Here is a 22,033-nt window from a genome sequence, read left to right on the forward strand (position 1 = left end):
GACCCCGTCAGTACTTCAGCAGGCTTGCGTCGTCGACCGAGGCCGAGCGACGGGTCCGGAAGATGGTCATGATGATGGCCAGCCCGACCACGACCTCGGCCGCGGCCACCACCATCACGAAGAAGGCGGCGATCTGGCCGTCGAGGTTGCCGTGCTGCTTGGCGAAGGTCACCAGCGCCAGGTTGCAGGCGTTGAGCATCAGCTCCACGCACATGAACACCACCAGTGCGTTGCGGCGGATGAGGACACCCACGGCACCGATGGTGAAGATGATCGCCGAGAGGACGATGTAGGGGGTGAGGCTCACTGCTGGTCCTCCTCGGGGTGGGCAGGGGCGCCGGACTTGCCGGAGACCTCCGGGGACTGCCCGGGGTCGGTGCCCAGCTGACGGGTGATGTCCTCGATGTCCTCGGCCAGGGCCGGGGCCGAGCGCACGGTGCCGCGGGCGGCGAGCACCCGCGAGATCGAGGCCTCCGAGGGAGTCCCGTCAGGCAGCAGGGCCGGGGTGTCGACGGCGTTGTGCCGCGCGAAGACGCCCGGGGCCGGCAGCGGGCCGGGGTGCTTGCCCGTCTCGGCGTAGTCCTGCAGCCGCTGCGCGGCCAGGTCGGCCTGGCGCGCCTTGGGGGCCGAGCGCTCGCGGTGGGCCAGCACCATCGCTCCCACGGCGGCGGTGATCAGCAGTGCGCTGGTCGCCTCGAACGCGAAGACGTAGTTGCTGAACAGGATGTTGGCCAGGCCCTGGATGTTGCCCCCGGCATTGGCCTCCTCGAGGCCGACCGCGGTGCCGAGCGAGATCTGCCCCAGCCCGATCACCAGGACGGCGGCGAGCAGCAGACCGGCGACGGCGGCGGCGACGCGCTGTCCCCGGATGGTCTCCACGACCGAGTCCGAGGAGTCCACTCCCACCAGCATGACCACGAAGAGGAACAGCATCAGGATCGCGCCGGTGTAGACGATGATCTGCACCGCGAACAGGAACGGGGCCTCGAGGACCGCGTAGAGGATCGCCAGGCTGATCATCACCACGGCCAGCAGCAGCGCGGCGTGCACGGCCTTGCGGACGAAGAGGATGCCCAGGGCGGCCAGCACCATGACCGGCGCCAGGATCCAGAACGCCGTCATCGGTCGACCCCCTCGGGAGCCGGGGCGGAGAAGTGGCCACGGTAGTAGTCACCCTCGTCGCGGCCGGGCAGCATCTCGTGCGGCGGCTGCTCCATGCCGGGCAGCAGCGGGGCCAGCAGGTCGCTCTTCTCGTAGATCAGCGACTCCCGCGTGGTGTCGGCGAGCTCGTACTCGTTCGTCATGGTCAGCGCCCGCGTCGGGCACGCCTCGATGCACAGCCCGCACAGGATGCAGCGCAGGTAGTTGATCTGGTAGACGCGGCCGTAGCGCTCACCGGGGCTGAACCGCTCGTCCTCGCTGTTGGAGGCGCCCTCGACGTAGATGGCGTCCGCCGGGCACGCCCAGGCGCACAGCTCGCAGCCGATGCACTTCTCCAGGCCGTCGGGGTAGCGGTTGAGCTGGTGCCGGCCGTGGAAGCGCGGAGCCGTCGGCAGCTTCTCGAAGGGGTACTGCTCGGTGACGACCTTGCGGAACATCGTCCGGAACGTCACCCCGAAACCCGCGACCGGGTCCCAGACGCTCTCCCGCAGGCTCTTGCCGCCCTCGGACGAGGTTGGCTTTCCGGTGGCCATCAGTTCTCCTCACCAGCAACGTGGGTCGTGTCGGTCGAGCTCTCGGTGGAACCGCTGACGGTGCCGGCACGAGAGCCCGCGAAGCTCAGCGGGGCGGCGGCGCCGCGCACGGCCCCGCCGACGGGCATCGGGGGCACCGGGAAGCCGCCGGCGAACGCGTCGACCGGTGCGGGCTCGACCTCGTCCTCGTCAGTGGCGTCCCCGGAGTCCTCGAACAGGAACATCGCACCGAGCAGCACCACCAGCGCCCCGAGGGCGACCAGGATGTGCCAGGTCTCGATGTCGTCGGCGAGCACCCGCATCGACGCCACGGCGACGATCCACAGCAGCGAGAACGGGATCAGGTACTTCCACCCGAACGCCATGAACTGGTCGTAGCGCAGGCGGGGCAGCGTGCCGCGCAGCCAGATGAACAAGAAGATGAACAGCAGCATCTTGCCGAAGAACCAGAGCACCGGCCAGTAGCCGTGGTCGGCGCCCTCCCAGACGTGCTCCAGGCCCCAGGGTGCGGCCCAGCCGCCGAGGAAGAGCGTCGTCGCCAGGGCGGAGACGGTGGCCATGTTGATGTACTCGGCGAGGAAGAACATCGCGAACTTCATCGCGGAGTACTCCGTGTGGAACCCGCCGACCAGCTCGCCCTCGGCCTCGGGCAGGTCGAACGGCGCCCGGTTGGTCTCCCCGATCATCGCGATCACGTAGATCACGAACGACGGCGCCAGGATGACGGCGTACCAGGACGGGACCGGGATGACGTCGAGCCAGTACTCCTGCTCCACCGGGTTCTGCGCCGCGACGATGCCGGAGGTGGACATGGTGCCCGAGTAGAGGAAGACCGAGACCAGGGCCAGGCCCATGGCGACCTCGTAGGAGATCATCTGCGCGCTCGAGCGCAGACCGCCCAGCAGCGAGTACGTCGATCCCGAGGACCAGCCGCCCAGCACGATGCCGTAGATGCCGATCGAGGCGATGGCCATCACGAACAGCACCGCCACCGGCATGTCGGTGAGCTGGAGCGGGGTGTGGGTGTCGGTGAACGGCACCTTGACCACCGGCCCGAAGGGGATCACCGCGAACGTCACGAACGCCGCCGTGGCGGCGATGACGGGGGCGATCACGAACACGACCTTGTCGGCCGCCTTCGGGATGATGTCCTCCTTGAACATCAGCTTCGCACCGTCCGCCAACGACTGCAGCAGCCCGAAGGGACCGTTGACGTTGGGTCCGATGCGGTGCTGCATCCGGGCGACCACGCGACGCTCGAACCAGATCAGGAACAGCGTGAGCAGCACCAGGACCAGGAAGAGCACCACGGTCTTGCCGATGATCAGCCAGATGGAGTCCTGGCCGAAGGCCGACAGGTCCTCGACCTGCCGCAGGATGACGAGCGGGTTCACTGGGTGGCTCCCTTCACCAGGACAGTGCTGCCGGGAGATGCGAGGTCGGCGAGCACGCCGCGGCCGAAGGACCGCGCGGGCAGCCAGACGACCTGCTCGGGCAGGTCAGCGGGGACGACGGGCAGCGTGACGCTCCCCCGGTCGCCGGTCACCGTGACCTGGACCTCGGCCTGGCCCTCGACCTCGGGGTCGAGGACTCCGCAGATCCGCTCGAAGTCCGGGCGGGACAGGCGGGCGACGGGGCGTCGCCCGGTGGCGCGGTAGTGCAGCTCGCCGTCCTGCATGGAGCCCAGGTCGACCAGCTGCTTCCAGGTGGCCAGGCGCATCGCGCCGGCCTCGCCGATCGGCGCCGGGGTCGCGGCGGGGGTCTCCAGCGGGGGCCGGGCACCGTCCCACGGACCCAGCGCCGCCATCTCCTGGCGGACCTCGGTGACCGTGCGGAACCCCAGCGGGGCGCCCAGCTCCTCGGCGATCCCGGCCAGGACCCGCAGGTCGGGCAGGGAGGCGGGGTTGGCCAGGACCGTCTCGAAGGAGCGGGTGCGCCCGTCCCAGGTGACGAAGGTGCCGGCCTTGTCGGTGACCGGGGCCACCGGCAGGACCACGTCGGCGGCCCGGGTCACGTCGGTCTCGCGCAGCTCCAGGGAGACCACGAAGGACGCGGCAGCGAGCGCCTGGCGGAAGAGCGCCGGGTCGCTGGTGTCGTCGGGGTCGACCCCGCCGACCAGCAGTCCGCCCACCGCGCCGGAGGCGACGGCGGAGACGATGGCGTCGCCGTCGCGGCCGGGCGTCTCCGGCAGCGCCGGAACCCCCCACGCGGTGGCGGTGTCGACCCGGGCCTGCGCCTCGGCGACGGGACGGCCGCCGGGCAGCAGGTTGGGCAGGCACCCGGCCTCGACCGCGCCGCGGTCACCGGCGCGACGCGGCACCCAGGCGAGCCGGGCGCCGGTGGTGCCGGACAGCGCGGCCGCCGCGGTGAGGGCACCGGGGCTGGTGGCCAGCCGCTCCCCGACCAGGATGATGCCGCCGCCGTCGAGGGCGACCTCGCCGTCCCCGGCGAGCTCGGCCATCGCGACGGCCTCGTCGCCTGGTGCGGTGGCGACCAGGCGGCCCTGCAGCTTCTCCAGGCCACGGGAGGCGAACGGGGCGATCGAGACCACCCGGGTCCCGTGCTGGGTGACGGCCTTGCGCAGCCGCAGGAAGAGCGTGCCTGCCTCGTCCTCGGGCTCGAAGCCCACCAGTACGACGACCGAGGCGCGCTCCAGGTCGGCGTACGTGACGCCGGCCGGGGACTCGTGGTGGCCCAGCACCACGTGGGAGGCCAGGAAGGAGGCCTCCTCCGCGGAGTGCGGACGGGCCCGGAAGTCGATGTCGTTGGTGCCCAGGGCGACCCGGGCGAACTTGGCGTAGGCGTAGGCGTCCTCGGCCGTCACCCGACCGCCGGTCAGCACCGCGGAGGAGCCGGCGGCGGCCAGTCCTCGGGCGGCGACGGCGAAGGCCTCGGTCCAGGAGGCGGGCCGGAGCTCGCCGGTCCCCCCGTCCTCGACCCGGTCACGCACCTGCGGGTAGGTGATCCGGTCGTCCTGCCGGGAGTAGTGGAACGCGAAGCGGTCCTTGTCGGTGATCCACTCCTCGTTGACCTCGGCGTCGTTGCCCGAGAGGCGGCGCATCACCTTGCCGCGACGGTGGTCCACCCGGATCGCGGCACCACAGGCGTCGTGCTCGGCGATCGAGGGCGTGGAGACCAGGTCGAAGGGCCGCGAGCGGAAGCGGTAGTCAGCGCTGGTCAGGGCACCGACGGGGCAGATCTGGATGGTGTTGCCGGAGAAGTAGCTCTCGAACGGCTCGCGCTCGTAGATGCCGACCTGCTGGAGCGCGCCGCGCTCGATCAGGGCGATGAACGGGTCGCCGGCGATCTCCTGGGAGAACCGGGTGCAGCGGGCGCACAGCACGCACCGCTCCCGGTCCAGGAGCACCTGGGCGGAGATGTTGATCGGCTTGGGGAAGGTGCGCTTGATCCCGCCCTGCGCCGAGAAGCGGGACTCGCCACGGCCGTTCGACATGGCCTGGTTCTGCAGGGGGCACTCGCCGCCCTTGTCGCAGACCGGGCAGTCCAGCGGGTGGTTGATCAGCAGCATCTCCATCACGCCCTGCTGCGCCTTGTCGACGGCCGGCGAGGTCAGCTGCGTCTTGACCTCCATGCCCTCGGTGGCGACCAGGGTGCAGGAGGCCTGCGGCTTCATCCGTCCCGGCGGACCCTGCATCTGGCGCAGGGAGCCGTCCGGCCCGGGCATGGCGACCTCGACCAGGCACTGGCGGCAGGCGCCGGCGGGCGCGAGCAGCGGGTGGTCGCAGAAGCGCGGGATCTGGATCCCGATCTGCTCCGCGGCACGGATCACCAGGGTGCCCTTGGGCACGCTGGTGGAGATTCCGTCGATGGTCAGGTTGACCAGGTCGGGCTTGGCGACCTGGTCGGTCCTGCCCTGGTCGGTCCTGGCGTTCGAGACCTGGGTCATGCGCGCGCTCCTGCGGTTGCGAAGAGGGTCGAGGCCGCGGGGTCGAACGGGCAGCCGCCGGTGGTGAGGTGGGCGACGTACTCGTCCCGGAAGTACTTGATGGAGGACTCGATGGGGCCCACCGCGCCGTCAGCCAGGGCGCAGAACGAGCGGCCCAGGATGTTGTCGCACTGGTCGAGCAGCTGGTCGAGGTCGGCCTCGGTGCCCTGGCCCTTCTCCAGCCGGGCCAGCACCTGCACCAGCCACCAGGTGCCCTCGCGGCACGGGGTGCACTTGCCGCAGGACTCGTGCTTGTAGAACTCGGTCCAGCGCAGGGTCGCGCGGACCACGCAGGTGGTCTCGTCGAAGAGCTGCAGCGCCCGGGTGCCGAGCATGGAGCCCGCCGCGCCGACGCCCTCGAAGTCCAGCGGGACGTCGAGGTGCTCGTCGGTGAGCAGCCCCGTGGAGGAGCCGCCCGGGGTCCAGAACTTGAGGCGGTTGCCGTGCCGCATGCCGCCGGCCAGGTCCACCAGCTCGCGCAGCGTGATGCCCAGCGGCGCTTCGTACTGTCCGGGGGAGTTGACGTGGCCCGAGAGGCTGAAGATGCCGAAGCCCTTGGAGCGCTCGGTGCCCATGGAGGAGAACCACTCCGGTCCCCGGTCGATGATGCTGGGGACCGAGGCGATGGACTCCACGTTGTTGATCACCGTGGGGCTGGCGTAGAGCCCGGCCACGGCCGGGAACGGCGGACGCAGCCGAGGCTGTCCGCGCCGCCCCTCGAGGGAGTCCAGCAGGGCCGTCTCCTCGCCGCAGATGTAGGCGCCGGCGCCGGCGTGCACGACCAGGTCGAGGTCGTAGCCGGTGCCGTGGATGTTCTTGCCCAGGTGTCCGGCCAGGTAGGCCTCCTGGACCGCGCGCTGCAGGCGGCGGATCACGTGCAGCACCTCGCCGCGCACGTAGATGAACGCGGTGTTGGCGCGGATCGCGTACGAGGAGATGATCACGCCCTCGACCAGGGTGTGCGGGCTGGCCATCATCAGCGGGATGTCCTTGCAGGTGCCCGGCTCCGACTCGTCGGCGTTGACCACGAGGTACTTCGGGTTCGGGTTGTCCTGCGGGATGAAGCCCCACTTCATGCCGGTGGGGAAGCCGGCGCCGCCGCGTCCGCGCAGCCCGGAGTCCTTGACCGCGGTGATCACGTCGTCCTGGGACATGCCCAGGGCCTTGTGCAGTGCGGCGTACCCGCCCTGGGACTCGTAGGCCTCCAGGGTCCAGGACCGCTCGTCACCCCAGTTGTCGGTGAGGACGGGGGTCAGCATGTCGGTCACTTCGCGGTCCCCTGATCTCCGGCGCCGAGCGCCGGTCCTGACGGTGTTGCGGGGGCGGTCCAGCCGCGCTCGCGGGCGATCTCACGGCCCACCAGCGACGCGGGACCGGCGGACGGGCCCTGGTCGGCCAGGCCGTCGTTGAACCCGGCCAGGACCCGCTCGGCCTCGCGCCAGGTGCAGAGCTTGGGGCCTCGGGTGGAGTGCACCTCGCGCCCGGCCCGCAGGTCGTCGACCAGCTGCGTCGCCGACTCGGGGGTCTGGTTGTCCATGAACTCCCAGTTCACGGTCATCACCGGTGCGTAGTCGCAGGCGGCGTTGCACTCGATGTGCTCCAGCGTCACCGTCGCCTCGTCGCCCTCGCGACGCGGCGCGGTCTCGTCGTTGCCCACGTCGAGGTGGTCCTTGAGCCGCTCGAGGATGAGGTCGCCCCCCATCACCGCGCAGAGCGTGTTGGTGCACACCCCGACGTGGTAGTCGCCCACCGGGCGGCGCTTGTACATCGTGTAGAAGGTGGCGACCCCGCTGACCTCAGCGGCAGTGATGCCCAGCACCTCGGCGCAGGCCTCGATGCCCTCGGGAGTCACCCGCCCCTGGGCCGACTGCACCAGGTGCAGCATCGGGAGCAGACCCGAGCGCGGCTGCGGGTAGCGGGCGGCGATCTCTCGCAGCTCCGCCATCGTCGCGGCGTCCAGGGTGTCCAGCTCGCTCATCGGTCCACGCCTCCCATCACGGGGTCGATCGAGGCGATGGCCACGATCACGTCGGCGACCATGCCGCCCTCGCTCATCACACTGGTGGCTTGCAGGTTGGTGAACGACGGGTCCCGGAAGTGCGCCCGGAACGGCTTCGTGCCACCGTCGGAGACCACGTGCGCCCCGAGCTCGCCGCGGGGCGACTCGATGGGCACGTAGGCCTGGCCGGCCGGGACCCGGAAGCCCTCGGTGACCAGCTTGAAGTGGTGGATCAGAGCCTCCATCGACTCGTCCATGATGTGCCGGATGTGGTCCAGGCTGTTGCCCATCCCGTCACTGCCCACGGCGAGCTGGCTGGGCCAGGCGATCTTCTTGTCGGCCACCATCACCGGAGCGCCGTCGAGCCGGCTCAGCCGGTCCGCGCACTGCTCCACGAGCCGGAGCGACTCGTGCATCTCGTTGAGCCGGACCCGGAAGCGGCCGTAGGCGTCGGCGGTGTCCCAGGTCTGGACGTCGAAGTCGTAGGTCTCGTAGCCGCAGTACGGCTGGGTCTTGCGCAGGTCCCACGCGTAGCCGGTGGCGCGCAGCGGCGGGCCGGTCAGGCCCAGGGCCAGGCAGCCGGTCAGGTCGAGGTGCCCGATGCCCTCGAGCCGGCCCCGGAAGATCGGGTTGGCGTTGCACAGGTCGGCGTACTCGGTGAGCCGCTTCCTCATCAGCGCGACGAAGGCGCGGATGTCGTCCAGCGCCCCCACCGGGAGGTCCTGGGCGACGCCGCCGGGGCGGATGAACGCGTGGTTCATCCGCAGGCCGGTGATGGTCTCGAACAGGTCCAGCACGAGCTCGCGCTCGCGGAAGCCGATGGTCATCACCGTGAGGGCACCCAGCTCCATGCCGCCCGTCGCGATCGCCACCAGGTGGGAGGAGATGCGGTTGAGCTCCATCAGCAGGACGCGCATCACCGAGGCCTTCTCGGGGATCTGGTCCTCGATGTCGAGGAGCCGCTCCACCCCCAGCACGTAGGTGGCCTCGTTGTAGAACGGGGAGAGGTAGTCCATCCGGGTGCAGAAGGTCACGCCCTGCACCCAGCTGCGGTACTCCATGTTCTTCTCGATGCCGGTGTGCAGGTAGCCGATCCCGCAGCGGGCCTCGGTGACCGTCTCGCCCTCGAGCTCCAGGATCAGCCGGAGCACGCCGTGGGTCGAGGGGTGCTGCGGTCCCATGTTGACGACCACGCGCTCCTCGACGCCCTCGCTGAGGCCCTCGGTGATGGAGTCCCAGTCCTGCCCGGTGACGGTGAACACGCGTCCCTGGCTGGTCTCGGAGCCGGAGGCGTAGAAGTCCTCGTCCGAGCCCGGGGTGTTTGAGGTAGTCGATGCCATTAGTTGTACGACCTCCGCTGGTCCGGCGGCGGGATGCTGCCGCCCTTGTATTCCACGGGGATGCCGCCCAAGGGGTAGTCCTTGCGCTGCGGGTGGCCCGGCCAGTCGTCGGGCATCAGGATCCGGGTGAGCGCGGGGTGGCCCTCGAAGAGGATCCCGAACATGTCGTAGGTCTCGCGCTCGTGCCAGTCGGCCGTCGGGTAGACCGAGACCACCGAGGGCAGCCGTGGGTCGCTGTCGGGGACCGCGACCTCCAGCCGGATCCGGCGGTTGTGGGTCATGGAGAGCAGGTGGTGGACCACGTGCAGCTCGCGTCCGGTGTCCCCGGGGTAGTGCACCCCCGAGACGGAGGCGCAGAACTCGAACCGGAGCTGCTCGTCGTCGCGCAGCATCTGCGCCACGAACAGCAGGTCGGCGGCCCGGACGTGGAAGGTGATCTCGTTGCGGTGCACCACCACGGCCTGGATGGCGTCCTCGAGGTCGGTGGCCCGCAGCCGCGCCTGCAGCGCGTCGGCCACCTCGTCGAACCACCCGCCGTACGGGCGCTGGGTGGCGCCGGGGAAGACCACCGGGGTCACCAGCCCGCCGAAGCCGCTGGTGTCGCCGGAGCCGGCGGCGCCGAACATGCCGTGCCGGGCGCCGACCGCACGGTCCACGACGGCGTCGGGGGCGATCAGCTCGCCGCCCTCGCCGGGGGCGCGGACCCGGTCCTCGCGCGCCTCGGTCTCCGGGGTGTCCCGGGTGACGCGCTCGTTCTCGGGGGTGCCGAACTCCTTCTTGGGGTCGGCTCCCTCGTCACGGCGATCGGTCGGACTCATCGCAGCAGGCCCTTCATGTGCGAGGTGGGCAGGGCACGCAGCGCGAGGTTCTCCTGCTCCTCGATCTCCGCGGTCCGGTTGGCGCCCATCTTGGTCGCCTGCACCTTGTCGTGGAGCTTGAGGATGGCGTCCATCAGCATCTCCGGCCGCGGCGGGCAGCCGGGCAGGTACATGTCGACCGGCACCACGTGGTCGACGCCCTGGACGATCGCGTAGTTGTTGAACATCCCGCCGGAGCTGGCGCAGACGCCCATCGCCAGCACCCACTTGGGCTCGGGCATCTGGTCGTAGATCTGGCGCAGCACCGGAGCCATCTTCTGGCTCACCCGGCCCGCGACGATCATCAGGTCGGCCTGTCGGGGGCTGGCCCGGAAGACCTCCATGCCGAACCGACCGAGGTCGTACTTCGGTCCGCCGCTGGTCATCATCTCGATGGCACAGCACGCGAGGCCGAAGGTGGCCGGCCAGAAGGACGCCTTGCGCATGTAGCCCGCAACGCCCTCGACCGTGGTCAGCAGCACTCCGCTGGGGAGCTTGTCCTCAACACCCATTTGTCTAGTCCCAGTCCAATCCGCCACGCCGCCAGACGTAGGCGTAGGCAACGAACACGGTCGCGATGAACAGCACCATCTCGACCAGCCCGAAGACCTCCATGGCGTCGAAGTGGACGGCCCAGGGGTACAGGAAGATGATCTCGATGTCGAAGACGATGAAGAGCATGGCGGTGATGTAGTACTTCACCGGGAAGCGTCCTCCACCGACCGGCTGCGGAGTGGGCTCGATGCCGCACTCGTAGGAGTCGACCTTGGCCCGGTTGTAGCGCTTCGGGCCCAGGACCGCGCTGGTGGCCACCGAGACGACGGCGAATCCGGCCGCGAGGATCGCCAGCACCAGCACCGGTGTGTAGAGCTCCATCAAGTTCCCCTTCCTAGCCGTCACCCACTCGCGACGACCGGTCGACATGTGACCTTGTGAAACTCTTCACGAGTGGTGCGGCCCACAGTCTAGGCATGAAGTCCGACACAGTCACCAACCGGGGCTCCACCCCGGCGCGACGCCCCTGACCTGCTGATTTAGCGGCTCTCGGCGTTGCGATATTCGCTGGCTGCGAGGGCTACGCGGAAGCGCGGTGCAGCGCCACGATCCCGCCGCTGAGGTTGCGCCACTGCGACTCCTGCCAGCCCGCCCGGGCGACCAGGTCCGCGAGTCCCGCCTGGTCCGGCCAGGCGCGGATCGACTCGGCCAGGTAGACGTAGGCGTCGGGGCTGGAGGAGACGGCCCGGCTGATCGCGGGCAGCGCCTTCATCAGGTACTCCAGGTAGACGGTGCGGAACGGCTTCCAGGTCGGGTGGCTGAACTCGCAGACCACCAGGGTGCCGCCGGGACGGGTCACCCGGCGCATCTCGGCGAGGCCCGCGAGGGGGTCGACGATGTTGCGCAGGCCGAAGGAGATGGTGACCGCGTCGAAGGTGTCGTCCGCGAAGGGCAGCCGGGTGCCGTCACCAGCGGTGAACGGCAGGTGCGGCCGCGCCTTCTTGCCGACCTGGAGCATGCCCAAGGAGAAGTCGCACGGCACCACCGTCGCGCCCGCCTCGTGGAACGGGACGCTGGAGGTGCCGGTCCCCGCGGCGAGGTCGAGGACCAGGTCGCCGGGCGAGGGTGCGACGGCGTCGAAGACCTCCTGGCGCCAGCGTCGGTCCTGTCCCAGGGAGAGGACGTCGTTGGTGACGTCGTAGCGACGCGCCACCGCGTCGAACATCCGTCGTACGTCGGTCGGCTGCTTGTCGAGTTCTGCACGGGCCACGGGCTGAGCCTACGGTGACGTGGCGCACGCACCTGCACGGGTTCGCCGGTGCGCACCCGACCGGCGTCGCGCCAGTGCCCCGGTCCCGGGCGGCGCGGCATGACCCGCCGGTAGTCTTGGCCGGGTGAGCAACCGCGCGGCCGTCCCTGTCTCCGGTGACCCGCTGGTCGTACGGACCGTCGCGGTCGACCCCGGCGAGGTCGCCGAAGACCTGCTGGGCGGCGTGCCCGACGACCGTCCCGTCACCTGGCTCCGCAAGGGAGACGGGCTCGTCGGCTGGGGCGTCGCCGCCGAGGTCCGCACCAGCGGCGCCACCCGGTTCAGCGACGCCGACAAGTGGTGGACCGAGCAGACCGTGCGGGCCACCGTGCACGACGAGGTCGGCGAGCCCGGCACCGGTCTGGTCGCCTTCGGCTCGTTCGCCTTCTCCGACGAGCCCGGGGACTCGGTGCTGGTGGTGCCCCGGGTGATCATCGGCCGGCGCGGCCCGACGACGTGGCGCACGACGATCAGTCTGGCCTCGGACCTCGCGAGCGAAACTGACGGTTCTGCGGTGTTGCAACGGGGTGGAAGTGCGGGTTTCACCGGGTCCCCGGTGAAACCGCCCGCCGCACCCGACGAGGTGCACTTCGCCGACGGCGCCCTCAACGGCGACCAGTGGATGTCGGTGGTGGCCGACGCGGTGGCGCGGATCAGCCGGGGGGACCTGGACAAGGTGGTGCTGGCGCGGGACCTGCTGGCCACCACCACCAGCGAGCTCGACGTGCGCTGGCCGCTGTCCCGGCTCGTCGCGCAGTACCCCATGTGCTGGAGCTTCCACGTCGACGGGATGTTCGGGGCCACGCCGGAGATGCTGGTGCGCCGCGAGCGGGGCCTGGTCACCTCCCGGGTGCTGGCCGGCACCATCCGCCGTACCGGCGACGACGAGCGCGACCTGGCGCTGGCCGCGACGCTGGCGCGCAGCTCCAAGGACCTGGAGGAGCACGAGTACGCCGTCCGCTCGGTCGCCGACGCCCTCGAGCCGCACTGCTCCTCGATGAACGTGCCCGACGCGCCGTTCGTGCTGCACCTGCCCAACGTCATGCACCTGGCCACCGACGTGAACGGCGTGGTGCACGACGCGGAGACGGTCTCCTCGCTGCAGCTGGCCGCTGCGCTGCACCCCTCCGCCGCGGTGGGCGGCACCCCCACACCGGTGGCGACCGCGCTGATCGACCAGATCGAGGGCATGGACCGCGGCCGGTACGCCGGACCGGTGGGCTGGATCGACGCTCGCGGGGACGGCGAGTGGGGCATCGCGCTGCGCTCGGCCTCGGTCGAGGAGAGCGGCCCGGACGGCAGCACCGTGCGGCTGTTCGCCGGCTGCGGGATCGTGGCCGACTCGGTCCCCGAGGCCGAGCTCGCGGAGTCGCAGGCCAAGTTCGTCCCGGTGCGGGACGCGCTCGCCCGGTCCTGACCAGCGGCCCGGCGGGCCTCAGTCCAGGTCCTCCCCGGCACCCAGCCGGGTCCAGCCCAGCCCGCGGGGCCCGTTGAGCCGCTGCATGTGGCCGTCGACGATGCCCAGACCGGTCTCGGAGTAGACGGCGTCGTGGATCGCCAGGTTGCGCGGGGCCCCCACCGCCCGGACGAAGTCGATGGCCTCCCCCACCTTCAGCCACGGCGCCGAGGCGGGCGCGCACATCAGGTCGACCTCGACGCCGGGCGGGGTGAGAGCGTCCCCGGGGTGGTACAGCGTGGTCGTTCCGTCGTCGAGCAGGTAGCCGCTGTTGTCGAAGGTCGGCAGCTCCTGGTGGATCACCGCGTGCCGCTCCCCCACCACCGTGACCCGCAGCCCGAGGTCGAGCTCCTCGCCGGGGACGACCACCCGCAGCCGGTCGGCCAGCTCCGGCGCGTCGGCCCGGATCCGCTCGGCGACCGCGGGAATGGTGACGATCTGCGCGGCGCAGGCTCGCAGGTGGTCGGGGTGGTAGTGGTCGACGTGCTCGTGGGTGATCAGCACGACGTCGGCGCCGGAGACCGCCTCGACGCCGGTGAAGGAGCCCGGGTCCACGACCAGGGTGCTCCCCTGGTGCTGGACCCGGACACAGGCATGACCGAACTTCGTGACCCTCATGGGACCAGCCTAGAACCGTGGGGGCCGGCGAGGTCGAGTCCGCCTTTCCGCGCCTCAGCGGTTACCGTGGCCCCGGTCGTCGCCGTACTTGGGGGGCGGCCCTGACCACTACACCAACGCCCGAACAGGATTCTGCATGTCTGGACGCCGTTTGATCGCCATGAGCGCCGCAGCCCTGCTGCTGCCGGCCTCGGCCCTCATCATGACCACCCAGGTCAGCTCCGCCACGGAGCTCGCCGCAACCGACAACGTCGCCGCCGCCAGCCCCGCCCTGGCCCGCAAGGCCAAGACGCGCATCAGCATCGAGGTGCTGCCGCAGGTCGCGCAGTTCGGCAAGCGCGTCGCCAGCCCCGACTCCGCCAAGACCCCGGTCTCGGTGCAGGTCAAGCCCCGCAAGGTCACCAAGGTGACGCTGCAGGTCAAGTCCGGCTCCTCGTGGAAGAAGGCCGGCAAGGGCAAGACCGACAAGAAGGGCAAGCTGACCTTCCTGGCCGGCGCCACCCGGGGCGGCAAGCCCGCCGAGTACCGCGTCAAGGCGGGCAACGGGACCTCCAAGTCGGCCAGCACGGCGGCGTGGCTGACCCCGTCGTTCTCCGACGGCTTCGACGGCACCACTCTCGGCGAGTCGTGGAGCAACCGCATCCCGGACTACAACGCCGAGGGCAACCGACTCTGCTCGCGTGGCGGCCCGGAGGCCGTGAACGTCTCGCGCGGCACCGTCCGCCTGAGCGTCATCAAGGACCCCGCGCGCACCGACAAGTGCGTCGCCAAGCGCGGCGGCAAGGTGTCGGGCAAGTTCGACTACCGCCTCAACGGCCACATCTCCACCGAGGGCAAGTACAGCTTCAAGTACGGCATCACCGCCGCGCGCATCAAGTTCCCCAAGGCCCGCGGTCAGCACGGGTCGTTCTGGCTCCAGCCGCAGGTCCACGTCCCCGGGTCCACCAACCCGAAGGAGAGCGGCGCGGAGATCGACGTCATCGAGTACTTCGGCAAGGGCTCCGGCCCCAAGGACTCCATGGGCCTGACCAGCTTCACCTACCACTGGGCCAAGGGCGGCCAGCGCGTGAAGACCGGCAACTGGCTCAAGGGCACCAAGAAGTACCTGGCCAAGAAGAACGACGACTGGTTCAAGAACTACCACGTGTTCTCGGTCGAGTGGACACCCAAGTCCTACATCTTCCGCATCGACGGCGTGGAGACCTGGCGCAGCAACAAGGGTGTCTCCGGGCAGCCGCAGTACCCGATCCTGTCGCTGCTGAGCTCGGACTACGAGCTCAGCCAGCTGGGCGGCGAGAAGAAGCTGCCCCAGCACATGTACGTCGACTGGGTCCGGGTGTGGGAGAAGAAGTGACCCACCCCCGCTGACCCTGTCTGGTCAGCAGCCGCATCCGACGCGTCGCACCCCACTGGGGTGCGGCGCGTCGTTGCTCTCAGGCCGGTCGCAGTGCCCGGATCCGGGCGTCCAGGTCACGCCGGTCGTCGCGCCGGACCACCACCTCGACCACCTCGATCCCCCCGGCCGGCTGGGCCAGGGCGTGCTCCAGCTCGGGCAGCGAGGAGACCGCCCAGTGCGGGGTGCGGGTGGCGGCGCACAGGGCGGCCAGGTCCACCCCGTGCGGGGTCGCGAAGAGCCGGTCGAAGCGGTCGGCGTACTCCGGGGCACCCTGCTCCAGCACCGCGAAGATCGATCCCCCGTCGTCGTTGACCACCACCACCGTCAGGTCGGGGCGGGCCTCGGCCGGTCCCAGGACCAGGCCTCCGGCCTCGTGCAGGAAGGTCACGTCGCCCATCAGGGCCAGGTTGCGGGAGCCGTGGGGTCGCCCCAGCGCGGCCCCGATGGCGCTGCTCAGGACGCCGTCGATGCCGGCCAGGCCGCGGTTGGCGATCACCTTGCGGCGGTCGCCGACCCGGTAGCGGGGCACCATCAGGTCCAGGTCGCGGATCGGGTTGGAGGCGCCGACGAAGAGCAGCCCGGCGGCCGGCAGCGCCCGGGCCACCGCACCCGCCGCCTCGTACGGCGTCAGGCCGTCCTCCGCGGCGAGCAGCCGGTCGAGCTGCCGAGCCACGTCGGCGTCCGCGGCGTGCCACTGCGCCAGCCAGGACTCGTCCAGCGGCCCCGCGCCCACCTGCGCCGAGGGGACGGTGCGGTCGACCGGGAAGGGACGTGCGAAGCCGCTGGCGCCCCCGTCCAGGTCCCAGACCTCGACGTCGCGGCGCGCCAGCAGCTGGCTGACCGGACGGGACAGCGTCGAGTGGCCGCTGACCACGACCCGCTCGATGCGCTCGCCGAGGTCGGTGCCCAGCAGCAGGCGGTAGCAGCGCAGCGCGTTGGCGCCGGTGCGGGAGCCCGAGGTGGGCTCGGCCAGCAGCGGCCAGCCGCCGGCCTCGGCCAGCACCCGGGCCGGCGGGCCCGCGTCGTCCCCGGCCACCACCACGGTCCGGGGTCCGCGCGGGATGGTCACCGGGGCTCCGGAGCGACGCCGGGCCGGGCCGGCTCCCCCGTCCGGGAGGCCAGCGATCTCCGGGGTCCACCGGTCGGTCGGCGTGAGGGGATCGTCGAGCTGCACGTTGAGGTGCACCGGTCCCGGCGCCCACGGCGCGCCCCGGTCCAGCGCCTCGGCCAGCGCCACCTCGGCCCCGGCACCGGCGGCCAGGTCGACGACGTGGGCGCCGGGGAGCAGACCGACCTGCTCGGTGGTCTGGTTGGCGCTGGTGCCGCGCAGCCTGGCGGGACGGTCCGCGGCCACCACCACCAGCCGCACGCCGGCATGCCGGGCCTCCAGGACCGCCGGGCCGAGGTTGGCCACCGCCGTGCCGGAGGTGCAGACCACCGCCGCGGGCCGCCCGGAGGACTTCGCCATCCCCAGGGCGAGGAACCCGGCGGTGCGCTCGTCCAGGCGGGTGTGCAGCCGCAGCAGCCCGGCCCGGTCGGCGTCGTACAGGGCGAAGGAGAGGGGTGCGTTGCGCGAGCCCGGGGAGAGGACGACCTCGCGCACCCCGGCGGCGACCAGCGCGGTCACCACCTGCCGGGCGAGGTGGGAGGAGTCGGTCACGAGCGCCGATCCTGCCCCACGGTCGATCCCGGTCCCCCACCGAGGGCGAGCACCTGGGCCAGCCGCTCCTGCCAGTGGGCGACCCGGTCCGGCGCCGCCGCGAGCCGAGTCAGCGCGGCCTCGCTGACCTCGGGCGTGTGCACCGGCAGGTGGCCGGCGACGGGCAGCAACGAATCGTCCACGACGTCGTCGGTCAGCAGCTGGACGGTGGCCAGGCCACAGGCGTGGGACAGCTCGGGCAGCGCGGCCGCCAGGGCCACCCCGGCGGCGATGCCCACACTGCTCTCCAGCGCCGAGGAGACCACCACCGGCAGCCCGATGTCCTCCGCGATGCGAAGGCAGGCCCGGACCCCGCCGAGCGGCTGCACCTTGAGCACGGCGATGTCGGCCGCCTCCAGGTCGCGCACCCGGTAGGGGTCCTCGGCGCGCCGGATGGACTCGTCTGCTGCGATCGGCACCGAGACCCGGCGACGTACGGCGGCGAGCTCCTCGACGTCCGCGCACGGCTGCTCGGCGTACTCCAGGCCGCCGGCGGCGCGGTCCAGCAGCGGGATCGCGGTCACCGCCTGGTCCACGTCCCAGGCGCCGTTGGCGTCGATCCGGACCTTGCCTCCCGGCCCCAGGGCGGCTCGCACCGCCTCGAGCCGGGCCTGGTCCTGGGCCAGCTCCTGCCCGGGCTCGGCGACCTTGACCTTGGCGGTGGTGCAGCCACCGGCGAGCACGATCGCGTGCGCCCGCTCCGGGTCCACCGCGGGGACCGTCACGTTGACCGGGACCCGGGTGCGCACCGGGTCCGGCCAGTCGCCCGCGGCGGCCTCCAGGGCAGCGCGCAGCCACGGCTCGGCGACCGCGGCGGGGTACTCCAGGAACGGGCTCCACTCGCCCCAGCCGCGGGGACCGCGCACCAGCGCGCCCTCGCGCACGGTGATCCCCCGGAACCGGGTGCGCATCGGGATCGAGAAGACCCGCAGCTCCGGACTCACGAGGCGTCCTCGACGCAGCGGCGCAGGGCCTGCCGGTCCACCTTGCCGTTGTCGAGCAGCGGCAGCTCCGCGAGCCGCACCACCTGCCGCGGCGCCCAGGACCGCGGGTGCACCGCTGCCACCCACTCGCGCAGCTCGTCGGGGTCGACGGCGCCGCTGACGAAGGCCACCACCCGGGTCCCCCACTCCGGGTCGGGGAACCCGAGCACCTCGGCAGCCTCGACGTCCTCGTGCTCGGTCAGCCGCCGGGCCACCGCCGGCAGCGGCACGTTGACGCCACCGCTGACCACCACGTCGTCGAGCCGCCCCAGCACCTGCAGCCGGCCGTCCTCGTCGATCCGGCCGGCGTCGGCGGTGAGGTACCAGCCGTCGACCAGGGTCTGGGCCGTCAGCTCGGGATCGTCCAGGTAGCCGTTGAAGAGGGTCGGACCGGCGATCCGGATGCGTCCCTGGGCGCCGAGCGCGACGGCCACGCCGTCCAGGGGCAGGCCGTCGTACACGCAGCCGCCGGCGGTCTCCGAGGCACCGTAGGTGGCGACCAGGCGGATGCCCTCGTCCTCGGCCCGGCGGCGCAGCGCCGGGTCGATCGGCCCGCCGCCCAGCAGCACCGCGCGGAGTCCCCGCAGGGCCGCGACGTCCTCGGGCGACTGGAGCATCCGGTGCAGCTGGGTCGGCACCAGCGAGGTGTACGACGTCTCCTCGCCCGCGGCCTGCCAGCCGTCGAGCACCGGCTCGTGGCCGGCCACCAGGGAGCGCACGATCACCTGCACCCCCGCGACGTAGGACGACGGCAGCCGCAGCGCCCAGCGACCCTGGCCGGGACCGCCCGCGTCGCCGAGGCGGTGGGCGGTGGCGTGCACGGAGGCCAGCACCGCCTCCCTGCTCAGCAGCACCCGCTTGGGCCGTCCCGTCGAGCCGGAGGTCTCGATGACCAGACGCTCCGGCTCGACGGCACCGAGCCAGTCGTGCAGCTGCCCGATGGCGGTCGTGGGGTCGGACGACGGGCGGAGGAAGCTCACCCCCGCACGTTACCGCCCGCCCTCAGCGCCGCCCGTTCACCTCATAGGTGCTCCGGGCGTAGGTGATGACGGCGTGGGCGATGGCGTCGGAGTTGGCGTCCAGCGCCGCCCGGCTCACGTTGTCCAGGTCGTCGCACGCCTGGTGGTAGCACTCGTCGTACGCCACCCCGGCGGTCCCGCCGAACAACGCGGCCTCCGCCGCGGTCTTGACCCCCTCCGCCCCGGTGAACAGCCCACCGGCAGGGATGTCCTGGGCGATGAAGGGGCCGTAGTCGCTGCGTCCGCTGAACTCCGAGGGCACGGACGGGAGCCCGACGCTGGCGAAGTAGTCGGTGAAGACCTCCTCGATCTGCGCCGACCCCTCCGGCGGCTCCGCCTCGAAGTCGGAGGCGTCACCGTCGTAGACGCCCAGCACGTAGTTGGGCGAGGCGATCATGTCGAAGTTGAGGTAGAGCGCGATCTCGGCCAACCGGTCCGGGTCGTTGGCGACCAGGTCGTCGACGTAGTGCTCGGAGCCGAGCAGGCTGAACTCCTCGGCCCCCCACCAGGCGAAGCGGACGGTGTTGCGCGTCTTGGCCTTCGCCATCTTGAGCGCGACCTCCAGCAGGGCCGCGCTGCCGCTGCCGTTGTCGTTGATGCCGGGCCCGTCCACGACGCTGTCGAGGTGCGCGCCGGCCATCACCGCGTTGTCGTCGCGACCGTGCCTGGTCTCCGCGGTCACGTTCCAGGTCTGCCGGGTCTCCGAGGCGGTGTCCGCCGCGAGGCGCACCGTGACCGCCCCGGCCTGGGCCAGCGCCTGGCCCAGGGCGAACGAGGCGCCGACGGCGGGGATGCCTGCCGGCTCGCCCAAGGTGCCGGCGAAGGGGTCGGTGGCACCGGGCACCCCGCTGTTCATCACGATCGCGCCCACCGCGCCGGCGGCCTCGGCATTGGCGACCTTGACCCCGAAGGTGCAGCTCCCCCGGCGCACGAGCGCGATGTTGCCGGCGGTGAAGCCCGCGAAGTCGCTGGCCTCGCAGCCGCTGGTGGAGCCCGCGAGGTCGCCGAGGTTGAGGTCGACGGCCTGGACCGGCGCCGTGACGTCGCCGTTCCCGGAGTAGGTCATCAGCGAGTAGTCGGTGTCCTCGACGTACGTCGTCGGGGTGGGCGAGACCTGCTGCAGCACCGAGGGGCCGAGCTGCTCGAAGTAGGGGAAGGCGAACTGCTGGACCTCGGGGCGGTAGCCGGCGCTGCGCAGCTTGCCGACCACGTAGCGCACCGAGGCCCGGTAGCCCGGCGTGCCGGAGGACCGGGTGCCGTCGTTGTCCTCGGCGATCGCCTGGAAGGCCCTCAGGTGGTTCATCACGCCGCGCACGGTGACGGCGCGCCGCAGGCTCTCGGAGGTGACCTTGGGTCCGTGCTGATGACCCTTGGGGTGGCTCTTGGGGTGGCTCTTGTGGTGGCTCTTGTGGTGTCCGTGCGGGTGTTCCTTCGCACCCGGTCCACGCGCCGGGTCCTCGGCTAGGGCGGGTGCGGTGAGTGCGGTGCTCGCCAGGAGCAGGGCACCCACAGCGATGGCTGGTGTGCGCATCGAGCGCGCGGCAGGGGTAGGACGGTTCACTTCGATGACCCTTTCCGAGAGGGCGGCCGCGGGCCTTCCGGCCGTATCGCATCCTGGCGCTGCGGTCGCGGAGGTGACAAGAGCGGAGCGTCCGCAGTTCGCACCCCAGCGTCCGTTTACCCCAAACGAGGGGCGTGGCCGCCGTAGTCCACAGGGCCAGGCAACCCCTTGCGGATCGAACAGGTGTTCGAACACAATGGAAGCATGACAGCACTGCAGGAGACCGGGACGAGCACCGAGATGATCGATCGCGTCCGCCGGCTGCGCGACGTCTCGTGCCGCGCCGAGATGGAGACCTTCGTGCTGGCCGCCGAGTGGGCCGACGCCCACCCCGACCAAGGCACGGGCGCTCCGCGACCGTGCGCCGCGGGGTGCGAGAGCGACGATCCGTCTCGCGGCGACTACGGCGGCGGGTGTGCTGGTCCCTGCCCCGAGGACCCGCACGGCCTCGGCAACGGACTCATCCCCGGCTGGTCGTGGTCGGCGGCCGCACCCCTGGGCGCGGCCCTGGGGCGTACGACGCTCGCGGCCGACCTGCTGATCCGCGACGCACTCATCGTCCGCCACCGGATGCCCATGCTGTGGCAGCGCGTGCTGAGCTGCCAGGTCGAGGCCTGGCGGGCTCGTCGGATCGCCAAGGCCTTGGTCGGTCGCCCCCGCGACGTCTCCGACTGGCTGGACGCCAACCTCGCGCCGGTCGCCCACCGCATCGGGGTCACCGTGCTCGACCGGCTCATCGACGAGGCGATGCTGCGCCTGCACCCCGAGGAGCGGGAGCAGGAGCAGCTCGAGGCGCTGGACGCCCGCTACGCCCGCCTGCACGAGGGGTCGATCAACGACTCCGCGATCGCCGAGATGTCCCTGCGCGCCGACTGGAAGGACCTGCACGACTTCGACCGGACGCTCTCCGACGTCGCCGCGGCGCTGGCGACCCTCGACGCCGCGGCAGGTCGTCCCGCCGACTCGCTGGACGTCCGCCGAGCACGAGCGGTGGGGGTGGTGGCCGACCCCGCCCAGGCCCTGGCGCTGCTCCACGGCGCCCGTGCTCCCAAGCCGCGCAAGCAGGTCCGGCTGGTCCTGCACCTCACGCCCGACCACCTGGCCGGGCGCGACCCGGTGGGCCGCAACGGCACCCTCGGGCGGGCCGAGCTGGAGCAGACGATCCGCGAGTGGTGCGGCCGGAGCGACAGCCACCTGCAGGTGCTGCCGGTGATCGACCTGGCCGACCACACCGAGACCGACCGCTACGAGATCCCGCTGCGCACCAAGGACCGGGTGGACCTGCTCACCGGGACGTGCGTCTTCCCCTGGTGCACCCGCCCGTCCCGTCACTGCGACCACGACCACGTGGTGCCGCACGGTGCCGGTGGTCCGACCTGCGACTGCAACCTCGCCCCGTTGTGCCGACGGCACCACCGGCTCAAGACCCACGCCGGGTGGCGCTACACCACCCTCGACACCGGCACCTGGCTCTGGTCCGACCCCTACGGGCAGCAGTTCCTCCGCGACCACGCCGGGACCCTCGACGTGACGCAGCGACCCGGCTCAGCCGGACCCGGTCGCTCAGCCCCAGTTCAGTCGATGAGGTGCCGCAGGTAGGCATGCGGCGACCCGAGGAACCGGCTGCAGTGCAGCACCACGACCGCGGGTGCGTGGCCAGG

At 71.7% G+C, this 22,033-nt stretch carries 20 protein-coding genes; 3 read left to right on the top strand and 17 right to left on the bottom strand.

All coding sequences use genetic code 11. The features are described from left to right. Positions 1-7: 7 nt before the first annotated feature. From nuoK to C0R66_RS15570, 12 genes are all read right to left on the bottom strand, one after another. On the bottom strand, positions 8-307 hold the full coding sequence (nuoK, locus tag C0R66_RS15515) for an NADH-quinone oxidoreductase subunit NuoK (protein ID WP_101525469.1): 300 nt from the start codon (positions 305-307) through the stop codon (positions 8-10). After that, positions 304-1,122 (bottom strand): NADH-quinone oxidoreductase subunit J, encoded by an 819-nt coding sequence (locus tag C0R66_RS15520; RefSeq protein WP_101525470.1) that lies wholly within the window; start codon positions 1,120-1,122, stop codon positions 304-306. Before C0R66_RS15520 ends, nuoK begins: the two co-directional genes overlap by 4 nt. After that, a complete protein-coding gene (gene nuoI / locus C0R66_RS15525; protein WP_101525471.1) occupies positions 1,119-1,694 on the bottom strand; it encodes an NADH-quinone oxidoreductase subunit NuoI in 576 nt (191 codons plus the stop codon). The genes C0R66_RS15520 and nuoI overlap by 4 nt, the downstream gene beginning before the upstream one ends. Further along, positions 1,694-3,088, bottom strand: a complete 1,395-nt coding sequence (gene nuoH, locus C0R66_RS15530) for an NADH-quinone oxidoreductase subunit NuoH (RefSeq protein ID WP_101525472.1) — start codon at positions 3,086-3,088, stop codon at positions 1,694-1,696. Before nuoH ends, nuoI begins: the two co-directional genes overlap by 1 nt. Continuing rightward, positions 3,085-5,601, bottom strand: coding sequence for an NADH-quinone oxidoreductase subunit G (locus C0R66_RS15535; RefSeq protein WP_101525473.1), 2,517 nt, complete (start codon positions 5,599-5,601; stop codon positions 3,085-3,087). The genes nuoH and C0R66_RS15535 overlap by 4 nt, the downstream gene beginning before the upstream one ends. Then, positions 5,598-6,908 carry an NADH-quinone oxidoreductase subunit NuoF gene (gene nuoF / locus C0R66_RS15540; protein WP_479684918.1) on the bottom strand — a complete coding sequence of 437 codons (1,311 nt, stop codon included), beginning with the start codon at positions 6,906-6,908 and terminating at the stop codon, positions 5,598-5,600. Before nuoF ends, C0R66_RS15535 begins: the two co-directional genes overlap by 4 nt. Continuing rightward, on the bottom strand, positions 6,905-7,618 hold the full coding sequence (gene nuoE, locus C0R66_RS15545) for an NADH-quinone oxidoreductase subunit NuoE (protein WP_101525474.1): 714 nt from the start codon (positions 7,616-7,618) through the stop codon (positions 6,905-6,907). The genes nuoF and nuoE overlap by 4 nt, the downstream gene beginning before the upstream one ends. After that, positions 7,615-8,979, bottom strand: a complete 1,365-nt coding sequence (locus tag C0R66_RS15550; RefSeq protein WP_101525475.1) for an NADH-quinone oxidoreductase subunit D — start codon at positions 8,977-8,979, stop codon at positions 7,615-7,617. Before C0R66_RS15550 ends, nuoE begins: the two co-directional genes overlap by 4 nt. Then, positions 8,979-9,797, bottom strand: a complete 819-nt coding sequence (locus C0R66_RS15555; RefSeq protein ID WP_101525476.1) for an NADH-quinone oxidoreductase subunit C — start codon at positions 9,795-9,797, stop codon at positions 8,979-8,981. The genes C0R66_RS15550 and C0R66_RS15555 overlap by 1 nt, the downstream gene beginning before the upstream one ends. Further along, positions 9,794-10,348 carry a NuoB/complex I 20 kDa subunit family protein gene (locus tag C0R66_RS15560; protein WP_101525477.1) on the bottom strand — a complete coding sequence of 185 codons (555 nt, stop codon included), beginning with the start codon at positions 10,346-10,348 and terminating at the stop codon, positions 9,794-9,796. Before C0R66_RS15560 ends, C0R66_RS15555 begins: the two co-directional genes overlap by 4 nt. A gap of 4 nt (positions 10,349-10,352) precedes the next feature. Next, the gene (locus tag C0R66_RS15565; RefSeq protein WP_476703559.1) at positions 10,353-10,736 is read right to left on the bottom strand and encodes an NADH-quinone oxidoreductase subunit A; all 384 of its coding nucleotides are present in this window, start codon (positions 10,734-10,736) and stop codon (positions 10,353-10,355) included. A gap of 175 nt (positions 10,737-10,911) precedes the next feature. Next, a complete protein-coding gene (locus C0R66_RS15570) occupies positions 10,912-11,601 on the bottom strand; it encodes a demethylmenaquinone methyltransferase (protein ID WP_101525479.1) in 690 nt (229 codons plus the stop codon). A gap of 124 nt (positions 11,602-11,725) precedes the next feature. Here C0R66_RS15570 and C0R66_RS15575 point away from each other — a divergent pair, with 124 nt between their 5' ends. Further along, on the top strand, positions 11,726-13,057 hold the full coding sequence (locus tag C0R66_RS15575) for an isochorismate synthase (protein ID WP_101525480.1): 1,332 nt from the start codon (positions 11,726-11,728) through the stop codon (positions 13,055-13,057). 18 nt (positions 13,058-13,075) lie between these two features. Here C0R66_RS15575 and C0R66_RS15580 read toward each other — a convergent pair whose 3' ends face one another. Continuing rightward, a complete protein-coding gene (locus tag C0R66_RS15580; RefSeq protein WP_101525481.1) occupies positions 13,076-13,714 on the bottom strand; it encodes an MBL fold metallo-hydrolase in 639 nt (212 codons plus the stop codon). 136 nt (positions 13,715-13,850) lie between these two features. On the opposite strand from C0R66_RS15580, the gene C0R66_RS15585 reads away from it, so the two are divergent. After that, positions 13,851-15,068: a glycoside hydrolase family 16 protein gene (locus C0R66_RS15585; RefSeq protein ID WP_101525482.1), complete on the top strand. Its 1,218-nt coding sequence runs from the start codon at positions 13,851-13,853 to the stop codon at positions 15,066-15,068. 79 nt (positions 15,069-15,147) lie between these two features. On the opposite strand, the gene menD is transcribed toward C0R66_RS15585, so the two are convergent. Genes menD through C0R66_RS15605 form a run of 4 tightly spaced genes read right to left on the bottom strand, consistent with a single transcriptional unit; the run spans position 15,148 to position 20,342 of the window. Continuing rightward, positions 15,148-16,770, bottom strand: a complete 1,623-nt coding sequence (gene menD, locus C0R66_RS15590) for a 2-succinyl-5-enolpyruvyl-6-hydroxy-3-cyclohexene-1-carboxylic-acid synthase (protein ID WP_101525483.1) — start codon at positions 16,768-16,770, stop codon at positions 15,148-15,150. Next, positions 16,767-17,753, bottom strand: coding sequence for an o-succinylbenzoate synthase (locus C0R66_RS15595; RefSeq protein WP_277869131.1), 987 nt, complete (start codon positions 17,751-17,753; stop codon positions 16,767-16,769). Before C0R66_RS15595 ends, menD begins: the two co-directional genes overlap by 4 nt. Then, positions 17,750-18,772: an AMP-binding protein gene (locus tag C0R66_RS15600; RefSeq protein WP_241901476.1), complete on the bottom strand. Its 1,023-nt coding sequence runs from the start codon at positions 18,770-18,772 to the stop codon at positions 17,750-17,752. Before C0R66_RS15600 ends, C0R66_RS15595 begins: the two co-directional genes overlap by 4 nt. A gap of 22 nt (positions 18,773-18,794) precedes the next feature. Continuing rightward, the gene (locus tag C0R66_RS15605) at positions 18,795-20,342 is read right to left on the bottom strand and encodes a M28 family metallopeptidase (RefSeq protein ID WP_199286708.1); all 1,548 of its coding nucleotides are present in this window, start codon (positions 20,340-20,342) and stop codon (positions 18,795-18,797) included. A gap of 234 nt (positions 20,343-20,576) precedes the next feature. Between C0R66_RS15605 and C0R66_RS15610 the strand changes: the two genes are divergently transcribed. Further along, the gene (locus tag C0R66_RS15610) at positions 20,577-21,971 is read left to right on the top strand and encodes an HNH endonuclease signature motif containing protein (RefSeq protein ID WP_101525484.1); all 1,395 of its coding nucleotides are present in this window, start codon (positions 20,577-20,579) and stop codon (positions 21,969-21,971) included. Positions 21,972-22,033: the final 62 nt, after the last annotated feature.

Origin of the sequence: Nocardioides houyundeii (assembly GCF_002865585.1) — a bacterium.
In the GTDB taxonomy this organism is placed as follows: Bacteria; Actinomycetota; Actinomycetes; order Propionibacteriales; family Nocardioidaceae; genus Nocardioides; species Nocardioides houyundeii.

Coding starts and splice junctions, on each gene's coding strand:
- C0R66_RS15605 (WP_199286708.1), bottom strand. CDS start 20,342: ATGCGCACACCAGCCATCGCTGTGGGTGCCCTGCTCCTGGCGAGCACC.
- nuoI (WP_101525471.1), bottom strand. CDS start 1,694: ATGGCCACCGGAAAGCCAACCTCGTCCGAGGGCGGCAAGAGCCTGCGG.
- C0R66_RS15580 (WP_101525481.1), bottom strand. CDS start 13,714: ATGAGGGTCACGAAGTTCGGTCATGCCTGTGTCCGGGTCCAGCACCAG.
- C0R66_RS15585 (WP_101525482.1), top strand. CDS start 13,851: ATGTCTGGACGCCGTTTGATCGCCATGAGCGCCGCAGCCCTGCTGCTG.
- C0R66_RS15610 (WP_101525484.1), top strand. CDS start 20,577: ATGACAGCACTGCAGGAGACCGGGACGAGCACCGAGATGATCGATCGC.
- C0R66_RS15560 (WP_101525477.1), bottom strand. CDS start 10,348: ATGGGTGTTGAGGACAAGCTCCCCAGCGGAGTGCTGCTGACCACGGTC.
- C0R66_RS15535 (WP_101525473.1), bottom strand. CDS start 5,601: ATGACCCAGGTCTCGAACGCCAGGACCGACCAGGGCAGGACCGACCAG.
- C0R66_RS15550 (WP_101525475.1), bottom strand. CDS start 8,979: ATGGCATCGACTACCTCAAACACCCCGGGCTCGGACGAGGACTTCTAC.
- nuoE (WP_101525474.1), bottom strand. CDS start 7,618: ATGAGCGAGCTGGACACCCTGGACGCCGCGACGATGGCGGAGCTGCGA.
- C0R66_RS15555 (WP_101525476.1), bottom strand. CDS start 9,797: ATGAGTCCGACCGATCGCCGTGACGAGGGAGCCGACCCCAAGAAGGAG.
- C0R66_RS15520 (WP_101525470.1), bottom strand. CDS start 1,122: ATGACGGCGTTCTGGATCCTGGCGCCGGTCATGGTGCTGGCCGCCCTG.